The following is a 19,161-nucleotide window of genomic DNA, read 5'->3' as shown; positions in this document are numbered from 1 at the left end:
GCGTATCCGAAGGGCCGCGTTAAGGAACCGTCAGGATTGTCCGCCGGAGGGCCGTGGCGGCTGCGGGCGCTGGTACTCTCGCGGACGGAAGCGGCGCGCTGCGTCGCCTGGAAAGGACTACATGACCACGCTCAGCCGGCCACCGGCAGACCCCTCGGCACTGCGGCCCGGCGCCGGGGAGCACTTCAGGAACTGGCTGCTGTTCGGCCTCCAGGACGCCAAGGGAATCCATCAAGGGCCCGGGGCTGTGAGCGACAGTCACCTGAAGAAACACACGTGGTGGCAGGTCATGTGCCTGACCGGCGTGGACTACTTCTCCACGCTGGGCTACCAGCCCGCCATTGCCGCGCTCGCAGCCGGTGTGATTTCGCCGCTGGCCACCCTGGTCCTGGTGGCCGTGACCCTGTTGGGCGCGCTGCCGGTGTACCGCCGGGTGGCCGGTGAGAGCCCGCGCGGTGAAGGGTCCATCGCCATGCTGGAGCGGCTGCTCCCACGCTGGGGCGGGAAACTCCTCGTCCTGGTGCTGCTGGGGTTCGCGGCCACCGACTTCATGATCACCATGACGCTCTCCGCCGCAGACGCGACCGCGCACGCCATCGAGAACCCCTTCGCTCCCGACTGGATGCACGGCCAGAACGTCGCGGTCACGCTGGTCTTCCTGGCCCTGCTGGCCGCCGTGTTCCTGCGCGGCTTCAAGGAAGCCATCGGCGTCGCCGTCGTCCTGGTCGCCATCTACCTCGGACTGAACGTCGTCGTGGTCATCACAACGATCATCGAGGTCCTGCAGCAGCCGGTGGCGGTCGACAACTGGTGGCTGGCCCTGACCACGTCCCACGGCAATCCGCTGATGGTGGTGGGCATCGCGCTGCTCGTCTTCCCGAAGCTGGCCCTGGGCCTGTCGGGCTTCGAGACCGGCGTCGCCGTGATGCCGCAGATCCGTGGTCACGCCACGGACACCGAGGAGAATCCTGAAGGCCGGATCAAGGGTGCCCGCCGGCTGCTGACGACGGCAGCCCTCATCATGAGTGCGTTCCTCGTCACCACGAGCTTCACCACGGTGGTGCTGATCCCGGCGCAGGAGTTCCAGCCCGGCGGCCAGGCGAACGGGCGTGCGCTGGCCTACCTCGCGCACGAATACCTGGGGGACGGATTCGGCACCGTCTACGACATCAGCACCATTGCCATCCTGTGGTTCGCGGGCGCCTCTGCCATGGCCGGGCTCCTGAACCTCGTGCCGCGCTATCTGCCCCGGTACGGCATGGCTCCGGAGTGGGCCCGCGCCGTGCGGCCGCTGGTCCTGGTCTTCACGCTCGTGGGGTTCCTGATCACCTGGCTGTTCGACGCCGACGTCGACGCCCAGGGCGGCGCCTACGCCACCGGCGTCCTGGTCCTGATGACGTCGGCGGCGATTGCCGTGACGCTGTCGGCGCGCAGCCGCCGGCAGCGTAAGCGCAGCATCGGCTTCGGCATCATCGCCGTCGTGTTCATCTACACCACGGTGGCCAACATCTTCGAGCGCCCCGAAGGCATCCGGATCGCGGCGTTCTTTATTCTCGGGATCATCGTGATCTCCCTGCTCTCGCGCGTCCGGCGCTCCTTCGAGCTCCATGCCACGCATGTGCGCATGGACACCCCGGCCCTGGAATTCCTGGCCGCCAATGAATCCGGCCCGATCGCGATCGTCGCCCACGAACCGCTGCGGCTCAGTGCCCAGGCGTACCTGGACAAGCTCACGTCCGCGATCGAGGTCAGCCATCTTCCGCTGGACTCCCAGGCGCTGTTCCTCGAAGTGGTGGTGGACGACTCTTCGGACTTCGAGACCGAGCTCGAGGTCCGGGGCATCGTCCGGCACGGGTACCAGATCCTGGAGGTCCACGGTCCTGTCGTTCCGAATACGATCGCCTCGGTGCTGCTGCACATCCGCGACGTTACCGGGCTGATGCCGCACATCTACTTCCGCTGGACGGAGGGAAACCCGTTTACCAACCTGCTGCGGTTCCTGGCTTTCGGCGAAGGCGAGATCGCCCCGGTCACCCGTGAAGTGCTGCGCGAGGCCGAGCCGGACGTCACGCGGCGCCCGTGGGTGCACGTCGGCTGACACCGCGCCCGGCAGCAGGGCCGGCAAGCACAAACGTCCCAAACACAAACGTCCCCGAACACAAACGCCCCAAGCACAAACGCCCCTCCGGAGGAATCCTCCGGAGGGGCGTTGTGGTCTTCGGGGAAAGTGTCCCGGCCAGGCGGCCGGGGCTTTTTCCGGAGTACTTAGAGCGGGCGGATGTTCTCAGCCTGCGGACCCTTCGGGCCCTGCGTGACGTCGAATTCAACCTTCTGGTTCTCGTCCAGCGAGCGGTAGCCGCTGGTAGCGATTGCCGAGTAGTGGGCGAAAACGTCGGCCGACCCGTCATCCGGGGCAATGAAGCCAAAACCCTTTTCGGCGTTGAACCATTTAACTGTGCCTGTAGCCATGCCTTTATCCTTCTGAAATGCTGCTGATCTCCGGCGGCCATAAGGCCAACGGCTGCGGAGACATTCGTCCGCTGTCCCCAACGTACGGTGCGACGGGCCGCGGTGCAAGGGTCTGACGGGGGTCTTCGTCCCGAACCGGCCGCTTTCGTCAGGCCGAGACGGTGGCGTCGAACAGCGCAATCAGGTCCCGGCTGATCTGGTAAGGCGAGGTCTCGGACGGGCTGTGGCCCCCGCGGTAGACCGAAATCCGCGCACCGATCGACTGCGCGAAGCTCCGATGCAACGCCAGCGGCCAGAGGTCATGTTCGCCGACTGCGACCAGCTTTGGCAGCGTCGCGGCCGCCAGCACCCGCCGCAGATCCGGGGTGCGCTTCATAAGGCCGATGATGTCTACCACCGAGGCGCGGCGCGTGAACGCGAACCGGCTCCTGACGAACCGCAGCCGCTGCGGCGCCACCCGCGCAATATTCCTGCGGATACCCCAAATCATTAATGCGGTGCCGACCCTGGAGTTGACCCAACAGCTGATCCAGCCTGCCAGGCGCACGTAGCGGAGGCTCTGGCCCGGCTCCGGCGGGCAGCTGATCAAGGTCAGGCTGCGGAACTTTTCTGGCCGCTGGGCGAACGCCAGTTGGGCAACGACCGCCGCGAAGGAGTACCCCACGACGTGCACCGCGCCTTCTTCGGTGTCCAGCATGGCCAGGAGATCGTCGCGGAACAGCTCGTAGTCGTAGCAGTTCCGGGGCGGAACGAGGTTTTCGGGCCCGGCCTGGGCGGATTCATACTGCCCGGCAATGTCGCAGCTGAGGACGAAGTAGCCGGCCGCGGCGAGCTCGGGCAGCATGAGAATGAAGTCTTCCTTGGAGCCGGTTGCGCCCGGGACGAGCACGACGCGCGGCTTCCCGGGATCTCCGGCGGCGATCGTCGCCAGGGTCCCGCTCGGTGCCTCGAACTCGCCGCGCATCACGCCTTCCGGAAGGACGGCCCAGTCGAAGTCGGGCAACGCGGCGTCCCGGCGGGCGGCATCGTCCACCAGCCCCGAACCAAAGCCCTCGGGAACCTGGCCGCCCTGTGCGTTACTGCCGGCGGACACCATCTATCTAACATAGCCCCCTGCCGGCGGCGTGGCGGAGGTCCCGCTGCAATTCGACGCCCCGGGCGCCGGCACGGTCCGGAGGTTCGCGCTCAGCCGGCCAGGCTGCCGGCGGCCGTCGCGGGGGAGAGCGGGGCATCCACCTGCCGCACCGTGCCGGCCGATCCGTCCACGGTCACGGTCTCTCCGGTCCGTAAACGGGTGGTCGCGTCCGGCACGCCCACCACCGCCGGGATGCCGTATTCGCGGGCTACCACGGCGCCATGCGAGATCACCCCGCCCATTTCCATCACCAGGGCGCCGGCGGTCATGAACAGCGGCGTCCAGCCGGGGTCGGTGGAGGGTGCCACGAGGATTTCCCCGGGCTCGAGGTGCGCGCCCACCGGATCCAGGATGACCCGGACCGTTCCGGTGGCGGTGCCGGCCGAGGCCGGCGTCCCGGCGAGGGCGCCGGAAGCGGGGGACTTGGCCATCACGGCCGCCTCCACGTCCGTGCCGTCGGAGAGCAGGAGCCGGGGAATCCGGCGCCGGCGCAGTTCGACGTCGTAGATCCGGTGGCGGCCCGCGATGATGCCCTTGAGGTCAGCGCCCCGCAGACCCACCCGGACCTCGTCGAATTCCAGGAAATACACGTCGTCCGCGGTGGCGATCGCACCGGACCGGGCCAGCTCGATGCCGATCGCGTTGAGCTGGCGGTGCATCTCCGCGAGGGCGAGGATGATGTAGAACTTGGGCAGTTCGCGCAGGCCGGACAACTGGCGGGTCCGGCGCAGGCAGAACTCCACCAGCCGGGCGCGGATCCGGCTCCGGACCCTGGTCCGTTCCACCAGGCTGCGGATTCTGGCCTCGGCGTGTTCCTCGGCGCGGGCGAACTGCCGGTCGGGCGCTTGCTCGGGGTCCGTTACATGAAGGTAGTTCGAGATCATCCCGAGGATGTGGTCCGGCTTCTCCGACCACCGCGGCATGCCAAGGTCGATCTCCGCCACGGCGCGGTGGCCGTAACGGTCCAGGAACCCGTGCAGGCCGGTCTGTGCCACCGCGGGCAGCGAGCCGGCCTTGTACAGGGCGGCCAGTTCCCTTGGCCCGTGGGCCAGGAACACCTCCCGGGACGCGGCATGCGCGCCGATCGTGACGGCCAGTTGCCAGAGCTCGAGGTCCATCTCGGTGGTGACGTTGTTGGGCAGCCCCCGCAGCACGGCCTCGAGTTCCCGCGGTGCCGCGATGCCGCGCAGCAGCCTGCGGGCCCAAGCCAGCATGAGGTAGCCGACGGACGGTCCGGGCAGTGTCGCCAGGATCAGCCCGTCCACGGTGTTCTCCAGGATGCGCTGGGCGTGATCGAGGCGGCCAAAAGTGGTGGCCGGTTCCGGCAGGACCAGTTCGGTCTGGAGGCGATTTCCGTAATCGAAGGCGCGGCGCAGTTCGGCGGACGGCCGCACCGCGGCCCGTACCAGGGCCGGAATCAGCCGGACCGTCAGGCCCAGGCCGGCCATGGTTCCGGGATCGTGCCCTGCACGATTGCCCGCTGCGCCGCTGCCAGTCCCCGGCTGCCGGGGGGCCTGCCTGCCCGCTGCGCCGCGCCGTGCCCGCCGGGACTGCCGTTTGCGCACGCCGAACCGAGGGTCATCCAGGAGTGCCGGAAAGACCGCGCCGGACCTGCCGTCCGCCAGCGGCAGCATCCGCAGCAGGTAGCGGCGGCCGTACCTGTTGCGCACCATGGCCGTCACGTCCACATACATCCGCAGCCCCGGGTTGACGTACCGCCACGGCCCGTTGCGGTTCCGCATTGAGCCCAGCACTGAGAGCCCCATGGGGGTCAGTGGCCTGGTCAGGCCCTGGAGCAAGGTGCCGCACAGGTACACGCGGGGGTCGGCGTCGGTCCCTGCCTCCGCGCCCAGGTCTTCGGTGGCCGCAGGGTCCGGAAGCGGATACAACGTGGTGATGGGCCGCGACTGGGTCACCCAGATCCTGCCCGCGGCGTCGATCACCCATTCCACATCCTGGGGTGCACCGAACAGCCGCTGGACGGTATCGCCCAGGGCCGTGAGTTCGCGGATCCGGGCGTCGTCCAGGCTCGGCCGCCGCCGGCCCGCGGTCCCCTTCGGTGAACGGAGGAGGACGCGTCCCGTGGCCGTATCCACGACGAAATGGTCCGGGTCCACGCTGCCGGAGACCACCGCCTGGCCGGGCCCGGCGCTCGCATCGATGACCGTTTCGGTCCGGGTGCCCGTCACGGGATTGGCGGTGAAGAGCACACCGGCGCTGGTGGCGGTGATCAGGTCCTGGACGACGACGGCGAGCCCCACGTCACGGTGGCTGATCCCGTTCGCGGCGCGGTAGGCCACAGCCCGTTCGGTCCAGAGCGAGGCCCAGCAGCGCCGGGCAGACTCGACGACGGCATCTGCTCCGGAGATGTTGAGGAAGGAATCCTGCTGACCGGCGAAGCTGGCGAAGGGCAGGTCCTCGGCGGTGGCGGAGGATCTGACCGCCACTGTGGCACGGCTGCCGAGCGCGGCATACGCGCCGCGGAGGGCGGCATCGACGTCGGCGGGAATCGGCGCGGTCACGATCATTTCCCGCGCCTGCCGGGCCAGTTCGCCCAAGTCTGGTCCGGGCTGAGCCAACCCGGGGCGGCCTGGTTCGCCGTCGTCTGCTTTGTCGTCGTTCCACGAGCCGGACTGCGCACTGTCCAGCCGGGCTGCCAGCGCGTCCAGTTCGGCCGGGGCCGCCTTTCGGTAGGCAACCGTGGTGAGGCAGAATCCGCGGGGTACGCGGAACCCGGCGGCCGTGAGCTTGCCGAGGTTCAGGGCCTTTCCGCCCACGAGCGGCAGGGGAGCGGAACCCAGTTCGCTGAGATCCATGACGAGACTTTCCGGCGCCCTGCCATCTGCAGAACCCATTTCCCTGCTCCCACGTCCTGTCCGCGTCTTCAAGCCACGTGGTCAAGCCACGTATTCAAGCCGCGGGCGGCCGCCGGCCCTGAGTCCGGCGGTGCAGCGGCACCTCTGCCAAGCGAGCCTGCTGGCCTACTGGCCGGCGTCGGCCTCGCCGGTGTCCTCCCACATCAGATCCAGGTTGCGGAAGACCGGAGGGCCGTCACACAGGGCGGCCATCTTCGCGGCGAATTCGGAGGTCTCGGGCCGGTTGGAGTTCTCCATGGCCGACTCGTAGGAGTCGAATTCCACGATCGTGAAGTAGGTTCCGGGGCGGTCGCGGTCTGCGGTGGCCAAGATGCGGCGGAAGGTCGGGGCAGTGGATCCCTCGGTCCTGGAGGGCCGGCCGAGCTGCTCGATCTCCTCAATGCGGGAGGACTGAAATTCGATGATCTGCACGAACCTGGCCATGACGGCTCCTTGACGGCGGCGGATGCTGATGCGCTTCACGCTAGACCCTCGTCCTTGCCCGTGCAAGGGCGGGAGCCAGGGCCCGGTGCAGGCGGCCGCGCGGCTGCAGGCGCGGCCGCCGTCGAGACCCTGTTACGGGGTCAGGAGGACCTTGATGGCGCGCCTTTCGTCCATTGCGCGGTAGGCCTCCGGCGCCTCCTCCAGCGGCATGACCGAGTCGAACACGCGGCCCGGATTGATGGTGCCGTCCAGCACATCGGCCAGCAGTTCCGGGATGTACGTCCGGGCCGGGGCCATGCCGCCGCCGATCGAGATGTTGGTGTCGAACAGGAAGCGCAGCGGGGCCTCGGCGCCGCCGGTGGGGACGCCGACAAAGCCGAGCGCGCCGCCCGGGCGGACGCTGTGCAGGGCCTGCTCCATGGATTCCTTGGTCCCCACGCACTCCAGCACCGAATCGGCCAGCACACCGCCGAGCAGTTCGCGGACCTTGGCGACGCCCTCGTCGCCGCGCTCGGCGACGATGTCCGTGGCTCCGAATTCGCGGGCGATCGCCTGGCGGTCGGCGTGCCGCGACATGGCGATGATCCGCTCCGCGCCGAGGCGCTTGGCGGCCAGGACGCCGCAGAGCCCGACGGCGCCGTCGCCGACCACCACGACCGTCCGGCCGGGACCGGCCTTGGCGGCGAGGGCCGCGTGGTGGCCGGTGGCCATGACATCGGAGAGCGTGAGCAGGCTGGCGCGGAGGGCGTCGTCCGGATCGGTGACGCCCGGTACCTTGACCAGCGTGGACTCGGCGAGCGGTACGCGGACGGCCTGGCCCTGGCCGCCGTCGATCCCGTGACCGGTGTCATCCTTGCCGCCCCAGCCGGCGAGGTGGTCGCAAGCCACCGTGACGCCGTCGAGGCACTGCGGGCACTTCCCGCAGCTGACCACGAACGGTGCGATCACGAAGTCGCCCACGGCGAGGCCCTTGACATCCGCGCCGACGCTTTCGACCGTTCCGATGAACTCGTGCCCGATCGCGGACGGCTTGTGGGTGGGCTTGACCCCGCGGTACGGCCAGAGATCCGAGCCGCAGACGCAGGAGGCGGTGACCTTCACGATCACGTCGGTGGGCAGCTGGATCGTGGGGTAGTCGCGGTCTTCGACTCGGATGTCGCCGGGGCCGTGGATGATGGTGGCGCGCATGGGTGCTCCTCGCATTTGTGGTGGATGGGCTGCGAACGAGTTTAGTCCCGCGCAATGCCGGCCACGCAGGCGCGGACAAGCAACGCGGGGTCGGATACGGCTCATTAAGCCCGGCGGGCGGGTTGAGCCGTATCTGACCCCGCGTTGCCTTAGACGGCCTCGAGCACGCTGACGTAGTTGGCGATGCCCACGCCGCCCATGTTCTGCACCGCGGCCCGACGCGGGCTGGCCAGCTGCATGTCGCCGGCCGTGCCGGTGAGCTGCATCGCGGCGATGACGTGCTGGGAGACGCCGGTGGCGCCGACGGGATGGCCCTTGGCCTTGAGCCCGCCGGAGACGTTGACCGGCAGCTTGCCGTCCTTGAAGACCCAGCCTTCCTCGAGCGCCCGGGCACCCTGGCCGCGTTCGGTCAGCCCCATGGCCTCATACATCAGCAGTTCGGCAATGGTGAAGCAGTCGTGGACTTCCGCGAAGTCGAGCTCCTCCAGCCCGACGCCGGCCATCCCCAGGGCCCGCTGCCAGGAGGCGCGCGTGGCGGCGAATTCGGTGGGGTCCCGGCGCTCGGCCGGGAAGAAGTCGTTCGCCTGGCCGAAGCCGGCGAGCCGCACCGGAGCGGTGGCGCCGCCGGTCGGGGCAACGCTGAGGACGACGGCGGCGGCGCCGTCGGACACGGGGGAGCAGTCGGTGCGGCGCAGCGGATCGGCCACCATCGGGTTCTTGTCCGAGACGGTGCGGCAGAAGTCCTCGCCGAGGTCCTTGCGGAGCTGGGCGTAGGGGTTGTCGACGCCGTTGCGGTGGTTCTTTGCCGCGATGGTGCCCAGGACATCGCCGAGACTGCCAAGGGTCGAACCAGCGCCGTAGCGCTTCCCGTAGTGCTTCGCGACTTCCGCGAAGAGCCCGGTGAACCCGGTGGAGGAGGCCTTGCCGGCCATGTCGTAGTCCGCGCCGAGCAGGGCCGCGCCCACAACGTCGGCCCCGGCCTGCGTCATCTTTTCGGCGCCGATCACCAGGACGGTCTTCGCGGTGCCGGCCAGGAGGGACTTGGTGCCCTGCTGGAACGCGGCCGAGCCGGAGGCGCACGCGTTCTCCACCCGGGTGGAGGGGACGTTGGCCAGCTGGTCCGAGACCTGCAGTGCGAGGGAGGACGGGAAGGCCAGCGGCATCATGCCGGAGTTGAACTGGCCGAGGTAAATCTCATCGATCTGGCCCGGCTCGATCCCGGCGTTGCCGATCGCCTCGGTGGCGACCTGCACGATCAGGGACTCGAGGGTCTCATCGGTGAGCTTGCCGAAGCGGCTGTGGCCCCAACCGGTGAGCAGGACGTCCTTGCCGAACTGGTCTTTGAGGCTCATGCCGGGGCTCCTTCAAATTCGAGCGCGACATCGAAGTCGGCCTCGGTCTTCTCGCGGATCTCCGCCACGGTGACGCCGGGCGCGAGGCGCGTGAGCGTGAGCTTCCGCCCGCCGCCTGTTGCGTTTTCCTGCTTATCCAGATCGAAGACCGCGAGGTCGCTGATGATGCGGTCCACGCAGCTGAGCCCGGTGAGCGGCAGCGTGCATTCCTTGACGATCTTGGCGGTGCCGTCCTTGGCGTTGTGCTCCGTGAGGACCACGACGCGCGGGGTGCCGGCCACGAGGTCCATGGCGCCGCCCATGCCCTTGACCATCTTGCCGGGGATGGTCCAGTTGGCGAGGTCGCCGTTCCCGGAGACCTGCATGGCGCCCAGGATCGCGACCTTCACGTGGCCGCCGCGGATCATGCCGAAGGACGTCGCGGAGTCGAAGATGCTGCCGCCGGGCAGGACCGTGACGGTCTGCTTGCCGGCGTTGATCAGGTCCGCGTCTTCCTCGCCCTCGTAGGGGAACGGGCCCATGCCGAGCAGGCCGTTCTCGCTCTGCAGGACAACGCGGACGCCGTCGGGCAGGTTGTTGGCCACCAGCGTGGGGATGCCGATGCCAAGGTTGACGTAGTCGCCGTCGTTCAGTTCTTCGGCCGCGATTGCGGCCATTTCATCTCGGGTCCAGGCCATGGTGGTTCTCCTCGGAAAGTCAGGGTGGAAAGGGTGGGCGCCAATGCCGGCGCGCCCGGGGCGGGCGGCGCCCGGGGCCGGATTAGACGGTGGAGCCGGCGTGCGCCGCTTCTGCTTCGAGCCGGGGGCGGACGGTCCGCTGTTCGATGTCCTTGACGCGGCCGCTGGCCTGGACCAGGCGCTGGACGAACACGCCGGGGGTGATGATGTGGTTCGGGTCCAGCTGGCCGGGCTCGACGATCACCTCGGCCTCGGCGACCGTCACGGCTCCGGCGGTAGCCACAACCGGATTGAAGTTCTGCGCGGTGTACCGGTAGATCAGGTTGCCGTCGGTGTCGGCCGTGTGGGCGTGGACCAGGGCGACGTCGGCCTTGATGGCGCGTTCCTGGACATAGGTCTCGCCGTCGAACTCCGCCAGCGGCTTGCCTTCGGCGACGAGGGTGCCCACGCCGGTCTTTGTGTAGAACGCCGGGATGCCGGCGCCGCCGGCGCGCAGCCGCTCGGCAAGGGTGCCCTGCGGGGTGAACTCCACCTCCAACTGGCCGGCGAGGTACTGCTCGGCGAAGAGCTTGTTTTCCCCGACGTAGGACGCGATGACCTTGCGGACCTGGCCTCCTTCGATCAGGACGCCCAGGCCCTTGCCGTCCACGCCCATGTTGTTGGAGACGACCGTCAGGTCCTTCACCCCGGAGTCCCGCACCGCCTCGATCAGGTCAGCGGGGATCCCGCTGAGGCCGAAACCGCCGACGGCGAGCGTCATGCCGTCCCGGAGTACGTCCTGCAAAGCGGCCGCTGCCCCGGATTTCACCTTTGACATTGCATCTCCTCATTGAGCTGGTCTTGCTATCCACTCCGGCAATCCACTTTGTGGACTCCATGTCTGAAGAAGGAGCCTATGGTGTGTCGCAGACCACTGTCAATGCGAAGTTTCCCTGCGAACTGGCGGAGTTTATAGTGTGGACGCTATCCTTGAGACTATCCATTATGTGGATAGTCGATGCGAGAGTTTGGGTAAAAGCAACTTGGCAAAGGCATCGTTCAGCTCCCGGCCGACGTGAGGCAAGCAATGACTACAACACCTGTCCAGGGCGCCCAGGTGGTCAGCCGGGCAGCCAGCCTGCTGCGCCTGGTCGGCCGGAAGCCGGAGGGCTGCCCTCTGGTGGAGCTCGTGCGCGAATCGGGGCTGACCCGCCCCACCGTTCATCGGCTGCTGAGCTCACTCGCGGCCGAGGGGCTGCTGGACCAGGATCCAGGCAGCGGCAACTGGGTCCTGGGCCCGGAGATCCTGCTGCTGGGGTCTGTGGCCTCGGCGCGCTTCCCCATGGAGGACCTCGCAAGGCCGAGCCTGCGCCGCCTCGCCGAAGAGACCGGCGAAAGCGCGTTCTTCTCCATCCGCCGCGGCAACGAGACCGTGTGCCTGCTCCGGGAGGAAGGCAGCTTCCCGGTCCGTTCCTTCGTGCTGCATGAGGGGGTGCGGTTCCCGCTGGGCGTCGCTTCCGCCGGCACCGCCATCATGGCCTTCCTGCCGGCACAAGAGCAGGAAGAGCTCCTCGCCAACTGGGCCGCCCACGCCGGCAGCTTCGCGGCCGCGCACACCGAAGCCCTTGTCAGGGAGAACCTCGAAGCGACGCGGCAGGCCGGCTATTCGGTCAATCCGGGGCTGGTCCTGGAAGGCAGCTGGGGGATGGGTGCGGCGGTCTTCGACCAGCGGGGGCGCCCCGCCTGGGCACTGTCCCTGACCGGCATCGAGCCGCGCTTTCGGGAAGACCGGCGCCCGCAGCTGGGGCGGCTGCTCATGGATGAAGCCCACCGGATCTCGACGCTGCTGCAGGGCGCCTGACCCTAGTCAAGGGCCTGGACCTCGACGGCGGTGCCCCGGTGCCCGGCCATCGTGGGGCACTTTGACGCGGACACGCCGGCAATTGAAGCCGAAACGGTCCAGCCAGGGCTCAAAGTGCCCCGGTTCGGCTCAGGCCACCTCGGGCAGTTCATCCTGTCGGGAGACTCTTGCGCAGCCGCCGCTGGTGCCAGAAGCTGGCAGCACAGGCCGCATCGGGTCGAGCCGAAGGAGCAAAGCCTCATGAAAAACATCAAGATCTCCTTCGATCACTATGGCAGCCCGGACGTCGTCACCGTTGGCGAAGAGGAACCGCCGGTTCCGGGGGAGAACGAGGTCCAGGTGGGAATCCGCGCCGTCGGCGTCAACCCGATGGACTGGAAAGTCGTGGCCGGCTACCTGGAGCGGCACCTTCCCCTGGACTTCCCTGCTGTTCCCGGCTGTGAGGCGGCAGGAATCGTGACCGCCGTCGGCCCCGGCGTGACCGGCTACGAGGTAGGCGACGAAGTCATCTGGAATGGCATTTCCGGGGGCTACCGTGCCGTGGCCAATCTTCCGGCCAACCAGCTGACGCCTAAGCCCGCGGGCATCGATTTTGACCAGGCGGCGTGCGTCGCGATAGCTGGCGGCACAGCGTATTCGGCGCTGGTTCAGCTTGGCATTGGCGTGGGGGACACGGTCCTCATCCACGGCGCAGCGGGCGGGGTCGGCTCGGCGGCAGTCCAGATCGCGCGGCACCTCGGCGCCCAGGTCATCGGCACCGCTTCAGAGCAGAACCATGACTATTTGCGCGGCCTCGGCGCCGAGCCTGTGGCCTATGTCGAAGGGCTCGTGGAACGCGTCCGCTCACTGGGCACCATCACCGCCGTCGTGGACACCTTTGGCGGGGAGGAGACGACGACGGCGACGGTCCAGTTGCTCGGCGGCCACGGCGCCGCGGTGACTACTGTGCCTGGAACGGAGGCCAACGCCGCCGGCATTGCACCGGTCAGGCTGCTGGACGGACGGGTAGCGGAGGCGGCCCGGCTGTCGGCCGATGGAAAGCTCCGCTTCAGCATCCAGGAGCGGATTCCCCTCACCGATGCGGCCCGGGCACTGGGCATCAGCCGCGCAGGCCATGTCCGGGGCAAACTCGTGCTGATCCCGTAATTGGAACCCAGCAGGGCCAGAAGACAAAGAAGCCTGTCGTGGGGCACTTTGACACGGACACGCCGGCCGTTGAAGTCAAAAGGGCCCGGCCACTGTTCAAAGTGCCCCGTTTCGGCCTGCAGCCCCGGCCCGGGGCTCTCGGATCAGGCTATTTCCACCAGGTGTCGAAAATCGTCACCGGGACCGTGCGCTTGTGGCGGGTCCGCAGGTACATCGCCTCGATCCGTTCGGCGGCGGCATCGGGTACGTCGCGGCCCTCGAGGTAGTCATCGATCAGGTCATAGCCCAGGCCGAGTTCGTCCTCGTCGGTGCGGCCCGGCTTGCCGTCCAGCAGATCCGCCGTCGGAACCTTTTCCCAGATCCGGGCCGGCGCGCCGAGTTCCGCCAGCAGCGCGCGGTTCTGGCGCTTGTTGAGGCCGAACAGCGGCAGGATGTCCGCGCCGCCGTCGCCGAACTTGGTGAAGAATCCCGTGACGGACTCGGCGCCGTGATCCGTGCCGATCACCAGGTAGTTGTGCTCGCCGGCTAGGGCGTACTGGGCAATCATCCTGGTCCGGGCCTTGGTGTTGCCCTTGTGGAAATCGGAGATCTCCGTGCCCACGGTCTTCTCGAACTCGTCCTCGAAGCCGTCCACCGCTGCTGAGATGTTAAACGTCCATTCGGTCTTGGCGCGCACGAAGTCAAGGGCGGCCTGGGCGTCGTCCTCGTCGTGCTGGACGCCGTAGGGGAGCCGCACGGCCACGAAGTTCGCCTCGGTGCCCTCGGCCTCGAGTTCCTCGACTGCCAGCTGGGCCAGCCGCCCGGCCAGGGAGGAGTCCAGGCCGCCCGAGATGCCCAGGACGAAGCCCTTGTTGTGGGTGGCCGTCAAGTATTCCTTCAGGAACGTCACGCGTTTGCGCACCTCCCCGGCAGGGTCGATCCGGGGCTGCACGCCCATTTCCTCGATGATCTTCGCCTGGAGTTCACGCATGCCTCACAGCCTAGTCAGCACTGTCAACCACGCTCAACTGTTGCAGCCGGACGGTCGCTCCGGCCGGCGCTCCGGCCGCGCGCTCCAGCGGCGCCGGCTGGTGGACGCCTGGCCTAGCGCTCCTGCCGCACCGGGCCGGTGGAGCCGCGGACCGTGAGGTGGGTGGGCATCACGGACCGGTTTCGGGTGCCGCCGCCGGCGAGCGGGTTCAGCTGGGCCAGCAGCATGGACACCGCCACGCGGCCGGCCTGCTCGATCGGGGAGGCCATGGTGGACAGCGGCGGATTACAGAAGTCGGCGCCAAAGATGTCGTCGCAGCCCACAATGCTCATGTCCTGCGGGACGCGGATGCCGCGTTCGCGAAGGCGCTGGAGCATGCCGATGGCGATGAGGTCGTTGAACGCGAGGCAGGCGGTGACTCCACTGTGGACTGCGGCGTCCGCGGCTGCAGCGCCGGATTGTGTCTTGGGGGCGAACGGACCGAGCCGGCGCACCTCCACGCCGCGCTCCTCGGCTGCCACGGACAATGCGGTCCACCGCCGCTCGCTGGACTGCGACGTCGTCGGGCCGGCGACATAGGCCACCCGGGTGTGTCCCAGCGAGATCAGGTGGTCCAGCGCCTGGCTGGTGCCGGACGGGGTGTCGATCAGGACCGCGGGAACGCCGGGCACGTCACGGTTGATGGCGACCATGGGCATCTTCGCCGCCGCGTCCAGCAGGGCTTCGTCGCTGAGCCGGGATGCGGCAACGATGATGCCGTCAGCGCTCTTGCGCAGCTGCTCCACGGTGCTGGCCTCCACCTCGTCGGATTCTTCCGTGTCCACCAGCAACTGGGTGTACCCGGCCGCCTTGAGCTGGAGCTGGGTGCCCCTGATGAGGTCGAAGTAGTACGGGTTGGTGATATCCGGAACCAGGACTCCTACCGCGCCCGTGCGCCCGGAGCTCAGCGCCTTCGCCTGGCTGTTGGGTGTGTAGTGCAGCTGGGCCGCGGCCGCCTCGATCCGCTGCCGCGTCCTGATGTTGACGCGGTCCGGTGTGGAGAGGGCGCGGGAAACCGTGGAGGCCGCCACGCCGCAGAGCGCGGCGATGTCGTGGATGGTGGCCGGGCGGTCCACTGCTGCTGGTTGCGTCGTCGCCACGGCGCTCCTCTCTGAACGTGGTGGCCGGGCTGTGATTGCCGCCACAGGACCGGTCAGCAAAGAATGCCACAGATTGTCAAAGGTTGGCAACCGGTTGTCATTGGACGCGAGCGCTGGTTAGACTGGGGCCCTACACCGTTTGTGAACTGCGTCACCGCGCCGGAGCCGGAAGCTGCCCGCGGCGGCCGCGAAACCCAGGAGATCCGCGTGAGCAAAACACCACCCGCAGTCTGGTCGCTGTCAGGCTTCGGCGACGAAATAGATCCGGACCCGGCAGTTCAGGCCGCCGTGCTCCTGGCGCTGGGCGCAAGCCACATCGAGGTTCGCAGTGCCTGGGGCACCAACGTCTCCGAGCTGGAGCCCGAGCAGGTTGCCCGGCTCAAGGACATCCTGGATGAAAAGGGCCTCAAGGTCTCCGCCGTGGCCAGCCCCATCGGCAAGGTGGACGTGAGCCTGCCGGTGGAGCACGAGCTGGCACGGCTCCGCCAGATCATCTCGGTGGCCAAGGGGCTGGATACACAGTACGTCCGGATCTTCTCCTTCTTCCGGGCCGAAGGACGCAGCGCGGAAGACATCCGCGAGGACGTCCTGGACCGCATGGGCGCCCTTGCGGCACTCGCCGCGGAAGCCGGCGTCGTGCTCCTGCATGAAAACGAAAAGGGCATCTATGGCGATACGCCGCAGCGCGTGCTGGACATCATGGAGTCCGTGAATTCGCCCGCGCTCCGCGTCGCGTGGGACAACGCCAACTTCGTCCAGGTGGGCGTCAAGCCCTACACCGAGGGCTACGCCCTGCTGCGCCCCTACCTCGAGTACTTCCAGGTCAAGGACGCGCTCGCCACCACCGGGGAAGTGGTCCCCTCCGGCGAGGGCGACGGCGAACTCGACGCCACCATCGCCGCCCTCAAGGCGGATGGTTTCGCCGGCTTCGCCTCGCTGGAACCCCATCTGGCCAGCGCCCACGAACTCGGCGGCTTCTCGGGCCCGGCGGCCTTCGGCGCCGCGGCCCGTGCCTTCGCCGCGCTGGCCGCAAAAAACCAGATCGAACTCGTCTAGCAGGAACGCACCACCACTACGGAAAGAGGGAGCTCCGGATGCCAAAGGCGGCAATCATCGGCTGCGGCGACGTGTCGGTCGTTCACTTTGAAGCACTTGCAGGGATGGACGACGCCGGATTGGTGGCTGTCTGTGACACGGATCCGGGCCGCCGCGCCGCGGCACAGGAAGCCCACGGCGTCCCCGGCTTCGAGGACTACCGCGACATGCTCGAGGCGGCCGCTCCCGACGTCGTGCACATCACCACCCCGCATCACGAACACGCGGCGATCGCGATCGAATGCCTGCGCCGCGGCGTCAACGTGGTGCTGGAAAAGCCCCTGGCGCACACCCTGACTGAGGGTGAAAGGCTGCTGGCCGCGGCTGCCGAAAGCACGGCGAAAATTGGCCTGTGTTTCCAGAACCGCTACAACGCCCCGGTACAGGAAATGCGCCGGCTGCTGGACTCGGGCGATCTGGGCCAGGTGCTGGGGGCCTCGGCCACGGTCATGTGGCACCGGCAACCCGATTACTATCTCAGCCGGCCCTGGCGCGGAAGCTGGGGCGAGGGCGGCGGAGGCCTGATGATGAACCAGGCCATCCACACCGTGGACCTGCTGCAATGGCTGGTGGGCGACGTCGTTTCGCTCGCCGGCAGCGCCTCGACCCATGCGCTGGCAGAGGCCATTGAGGTGGAGGATACGGCGGAGTTCGCCGCGCTGCACAGCAACGGCGCGCGCAGCGTCTTCTACGCCACCCTCGCCAACACCCGCAACGCGCCCGTCACGCTGGACATCAGTACCGAGACGGCAACACTGAGTCTGCGCGGGGACCTGACGGTCAGTTACGACGGCGGGCGCAGCGAGGTGGTGCGTGAACGCGCCGCCGGATCGGGCGGCCGCTCCTACTGGGGTGTTTCGCATGGGCTGCTGATCGCAGATTTCTATGCCGGGCTGGCGCAACCGGGCCCGTTCTGGATTGACGCCGCCGAAGGGGCGAAGTCGCTGCGGATCGTGAAGGAACTCTACCGGCAGTCCTACCCCGGCTCTGAGGAAAAAGTGTCCTAACCGAAGCCGCCTCCGCGGCCGCGCGCACTGCCCCTGCGGCAGCGCGCGGACTCCGTACCGCTTTCCGCTGCGCACGCAGTGCTTGCGAACGTCGTGCCCACGCACTGCGTGCGCGCCTCGGGCGCGCCGTCATGCGCCGTCGTGCTGCCCGGCCATGGCCCGGGCGCAATAATTCAAAAAGGTAATGACAATCGGTTGCCAGAAGTGGCAACCCAACGTACGCTGAACCCACAAGCGGCAGTGTGGCTCAGGCCACATTGCCGCCGCCATCGTCCGGGTAACGGACCTCGAGAAGCGATCCAAAAGGAGCCAACAATGAAGTTCGGTCCCAAGGCAGCAGCTGCTGCCCTCATCCTCAGCGCGTCCCTCGCGCTCACCGCCTGTGGCGGCACCGCAGCCGGCGGCGCGGCCGCAGGCTCCACGGCCACGTCCCTGACGCTGGGCACCATCCAAGACGTCCGGTCCTGGGACCCGGCCCAGGCGCACGTGGGCCACATCCTGCAGCCGTACCAGGCCGTCTACGACACCCTGATCCTGCGCGAGCCGGACGGCAAGCTCAGCCCGATGCTGGCCACGGCATGGAAGTACAACGCAGCCAACACCAAGCTGACGGTGGACCTGCGCTCTGATGTCACGTTCAGTGACGGCGCCACGTTCGACGCCGCGGCGGCCAAGGCCAACATGGACCACTTCAAGAAAGCCAATGGGCCGCAGATGGCCCAGCTCAGTGCGGTCAAAGACGTGGCCGTCGTGGACGCCGACACCATCGACATCAACCTCAGCACCCCGGACCCGGCCCTGGAATACTTCCTCAGCCAGGCGGCCGGCCTGATGGGCAGCCCAAAGGCGCTGGGAACCGAAGGCATCAAGACCGAACCGGTCGGCTCCGGCCCGTACGTGATGGACAAGGCCGCGTCCGTCAAGGATTCCCAGACGGTGTTCACGGCGCGCAAGGACTACTGGAACAAGGACCTGCAGAAGTTCCAGAAGCTCACCTTCAAGATCCTGACCGATCTCACCGCCCGCACCAACGCCCTCGTCTCCGGCCAGGTGGATGCGACGATCCTGGACCCCAAGAACGGCAAGCAGGCCGAGGGCGCCAAGATGAAGCTGGCCGCCAACGAGGTTGACTGGCAGGGCCTGCTCCTCCTGGACCGCGACGGTGCCAAGAACCCGGCCCTGCAAAACGTCAAGGTCCGCCAGGCCATCAACTACGCCTTTGACCGCAAGACCATCCTGGACCAGGTCATGCTGGGGCAGGGCACGCCGACGTCCCAGCCGTTCGGTAAGGCCAGCGGGGCCTGGACCGAAGAGCTGGAGAACTACTACAGCTACGATCCTGCCAAGGCCAAACAGCTCCTCAAGGAAGCGGGCTATGAAACAGGCGTAACCCTGGAAATCCCCAGCGTCCCCGGTTTCGAAACCCAGATTTCCGTTGTCCAGCAGCAGCTGGCCGACGTCGGCATCACCCTCAAGGTGGGCGCCGCGCTGACCAACACCTTCACATCCGATGTCGCCGCCCAGAAGTACACCACCATGTACTTCTCCCTCTTCCAGGGTGAACCGACGGTTGCGGTCAACCAGATCATCTCCACCAAGGCGCTCTACAACCCGTTCAAGAATGCGACGCCGGAGCTGGACGCCAAGATTGAGGCCGTGCGCGCCGGCGGGGCCGACGCGGGCAAGCTGGCCCAGGAAGTGAACAAGTACGTGGTGGAGCAGGCCTGGTTCGCGCCGCTGTTCCGCGTCAACCAGATGTATTACCACAACGCCAAGGTCAACGTCACGCCCCAGATCCAGCAGGCCGTTCCGTCCATCTACAACTACTCACCCGCCAAGTAGGA

At 67.9% G+C, this 19,161-nt stretch carries 16 protein-coding genes; 6 read left to right on the top strand and 10 right to left on the bottom strand.

Annotated elements, in window-relative coordinates; genetic code table 11:
• Positions 1 to 121: 121 nt before the first annotated feature.
• Positions 122 to 2,098, top strand: coding sequence for an amino acid transporter (locus C566_RS0119040; RefSeq protein ID WP_018775951.1), 1,977 nt, complete (start codon positions 122 to 124; stop codon positions 2,096 to 2,098).
• Positions 2,099 to 2,265: 167 nt separating this feature from the next.
• Here C566_RS0119040 and C566_RS0119035 read toward each other — a convergent pair whose 3' ends face one another.
• The 8 genes from C566_RS0119035 to C566_RS0119000 form a co-directional block, all read right to left on the bottom strand.
• Positions 2,266 to 2,469 (bottom strand): cold-shock protein, encoded by a 204-nt coding sequence (locus tag C566_RS0119035; RefSeq protein WP_009357211.1) that lies wholly within the window; start codon positions 2,467 to 2,469, stop codon positions 2,266 to 2,268.
• A 148-nt stretch (positions 2,470 to 2,617) separates the two neighbouring features.
• Entirely contained in the window at positions 2,618 to 3,565 is a 948-nt protein-coding gene (locus tag C566_RS0119030; RefSeq protein ID WP_018775950.1) for an alpha/beta fold hydrolase, read from the bottom strand.
• A gap of 89 nt (positions 3,566 to 3,654) precedes the next feature.
• On the bottom strand, positions 3,655 to 6,420 hold the full coding sequence (locus C566_RS21825) for a PEP/pyruvate-binding domain-containing protein (protein WP_018775949.1): 2,766 nt from the start codon (positions 6,418 to 6,420) through the stop codon (positions 3,655 to 3,657).
• 165 nt (positions 6,421 to 6,585) lie between these two features.
• Entirely contained in the window at positions 6,586 to 6,942 is a 357-nt protein-coding gene (locus tag C566_RS0119020; protein ID WP_231386441.1) for a hypothetical protein, read from the bottom strand.
• A gap of 93 nt (positions 6,943 to 7,035) precedes the next feature.
• On the bottom strand, positions 7,036 to 8,091 hold the full coding sequence (locus C566_RS0119015; protein WP_018775947.1) for a zinc-dependent alcohol dehydrogenase family protein: 1,056 nt from the start codon (positions 8,089 to 8,091) through the stop codon (positions 7,036 to 7,038).
• Positions 8,092 to 8,240: 149 nt separating this feature from the next.
• The gene (locus C566_RS0119010) at positions 8,241 to 9,443 is read right to left on the bottom strand and encodes an acetyl-CoA acetyltransferase (RefSeq protein WP_018775946.1); all 1,203 of its coding nucleotides are present in this window, start codon (positions 9,441 to 9,443) and stop codon (positions 8,241 to 8,243) included.
• Positions 9,440 to 10,120, bottom strand: a complete 681-nt coding sequence (locus C566_RS0119005) for a CoA transferase subunit B (RefSeq protein ID WP_018775945.1) — start codon at positions 10,118 to 10,120, stop codon at positions 9,440 to 9,442. The genes C566_RS0119010 and C566_RS0119005 overlap by 4 nt, the downstream gene beginning before the upstream one ends.
• Before the next feature lie 82 nt (positions 10,121 to 10,202).
• Positions 10,203 to 10,937 (bottom strand): CoA transferase subunit A, encoded by a 735-nt coding sequence (locus tag C566_RS0119000; RefSeq protein ID WP_018775944.1) that lies wholly within the window; start codon positions 10,935 to 10,937, stop codon positions 10,203 to 10,205.
• A 249-nt stretch (positions 10,938 to 11,186) separates the two neighbouring features.
• Here C566_RS0119000 and C566_RS0118995 point away from each other — a divergent pair, with 249 nt between their 5' ends.
• Positions 11,187 to 11,960 carry an IclR family transcriptional regulator gene (locus tag C566_RS0118995; protein WP_018775943.1) on the top strand — a complete coding sequence of 258 codons (774 nt, stop codon included), beginning with the start codon at positions 11,187 to 11,189 and terminating at the stop codon, positions 11,958 to 11,960.
• Positions 11,961 to 12,200: 240 nt separating this feature from the next.
• Positions 12,201 to 13,106, top strand: a complete 906-nt coding sequence (locus tag C566_RS0118990; RefSeq protein ID WP_018775942.1) for an NADP-dependent oxidoreductase — start codon at positions 12,201 to 12,203, stop codon at positions 13,104 to 13,106.
• Positions 13,107 to 13,254: 148 nt separating this feature from the next.
• Here C566_RS0118990 and nadE read toward each other — a convergent pair whose 3' ends face one another.
• On the bottom strand, positions 13,255 to 14,076 hold the full coding sequence (gene nadE / locus C566_RS0118985; RefSeq protein ID WP_018775941.1) for an ammonia-dependent NAD(+) synthetase: 822 nt from the start codon (positions 14,074 to 14,076) through the stop codon (positions 13,255 to 13,257).
• A gap of 113 nt (positions 14,077 to 14,189) precedes the next feature.
• The gene (locus C566_RS0118980) at positions 14,190 to 15,215 is read right to left on the bottom strand and encodes a LacI family DNA-binding transcriptional regulator (RefSeq protein WP_155846949.1); all 1,026 of its coding nucleotides are present in this window, start codon (positions 15,213 to 15,215) and stop codon (positions 14,190 to 14,192) included.
• Positions 15,216 to 15,422: 207 nt separating this feature from the next.
• Between C566_RS0118980 and C566_RS0118975 the strand changes: the two genes are divergently transcribed.
• From C566_RS0118975 to C566_RS0118965, 3 genes are all read left to right on the top strand, one after another.
• Positions 15,423 to 16,271: a sugar phosphate isomerase/epimerase family protein gene (locus C566_RS0118975; protein WP_026266855.1), complete on the top strand. Its 849-nt coding sequence runs from the start codon at positions 15,423 to 15,425 to the stop codon at positions 16,269 to 16,271.
• Positions 16,272 to 16,309: 38 nt separating this feature from the next.
• Positions 16,310 to 17,317 carry a Gfo/Idh/MocA family protein gene (locus C566_RS0118970; RefSeq protein ID WP_018775938.1) on the top strand — a complete coding sequence of 336 codons (1,008 nt, stop codon included), beginning with the start codon at positions 16,310 to 16,312 and terminating at the stop codon, positions 17,315 to 17,317.
• A gap of 315 nt (positions 17,318 to 17,632) precedes the next feature.
• Positions 17,633 to 19,159, top strand: coding sequence for an ABC transporter substrate-binding protein (locus C566_RS0118965; RefSeq protein WP_018775937.1), 1,527 nt, complete (start codon positions 17,633 to 17,635; stop codon positions 19,157 to 19,159).
• Positions 19,160 to 19,161 lie beyond the last annotated feature (2 nt).

This window comes from Arthrobacter sp. 131MFCol6.1 (genome assembly GCF_000374925.1).
Taxonomy (GTDB): Bacteria; Actinomycetota; Actinomycetes; order Actinomycetales; family Micrococcaceae; genus Arthrobacter.
The sequence above is the reverse complement of the archived record's forward strand: the minus strand, read 5'-3'. Positions and strand labels throughout refer to the sequence as shown.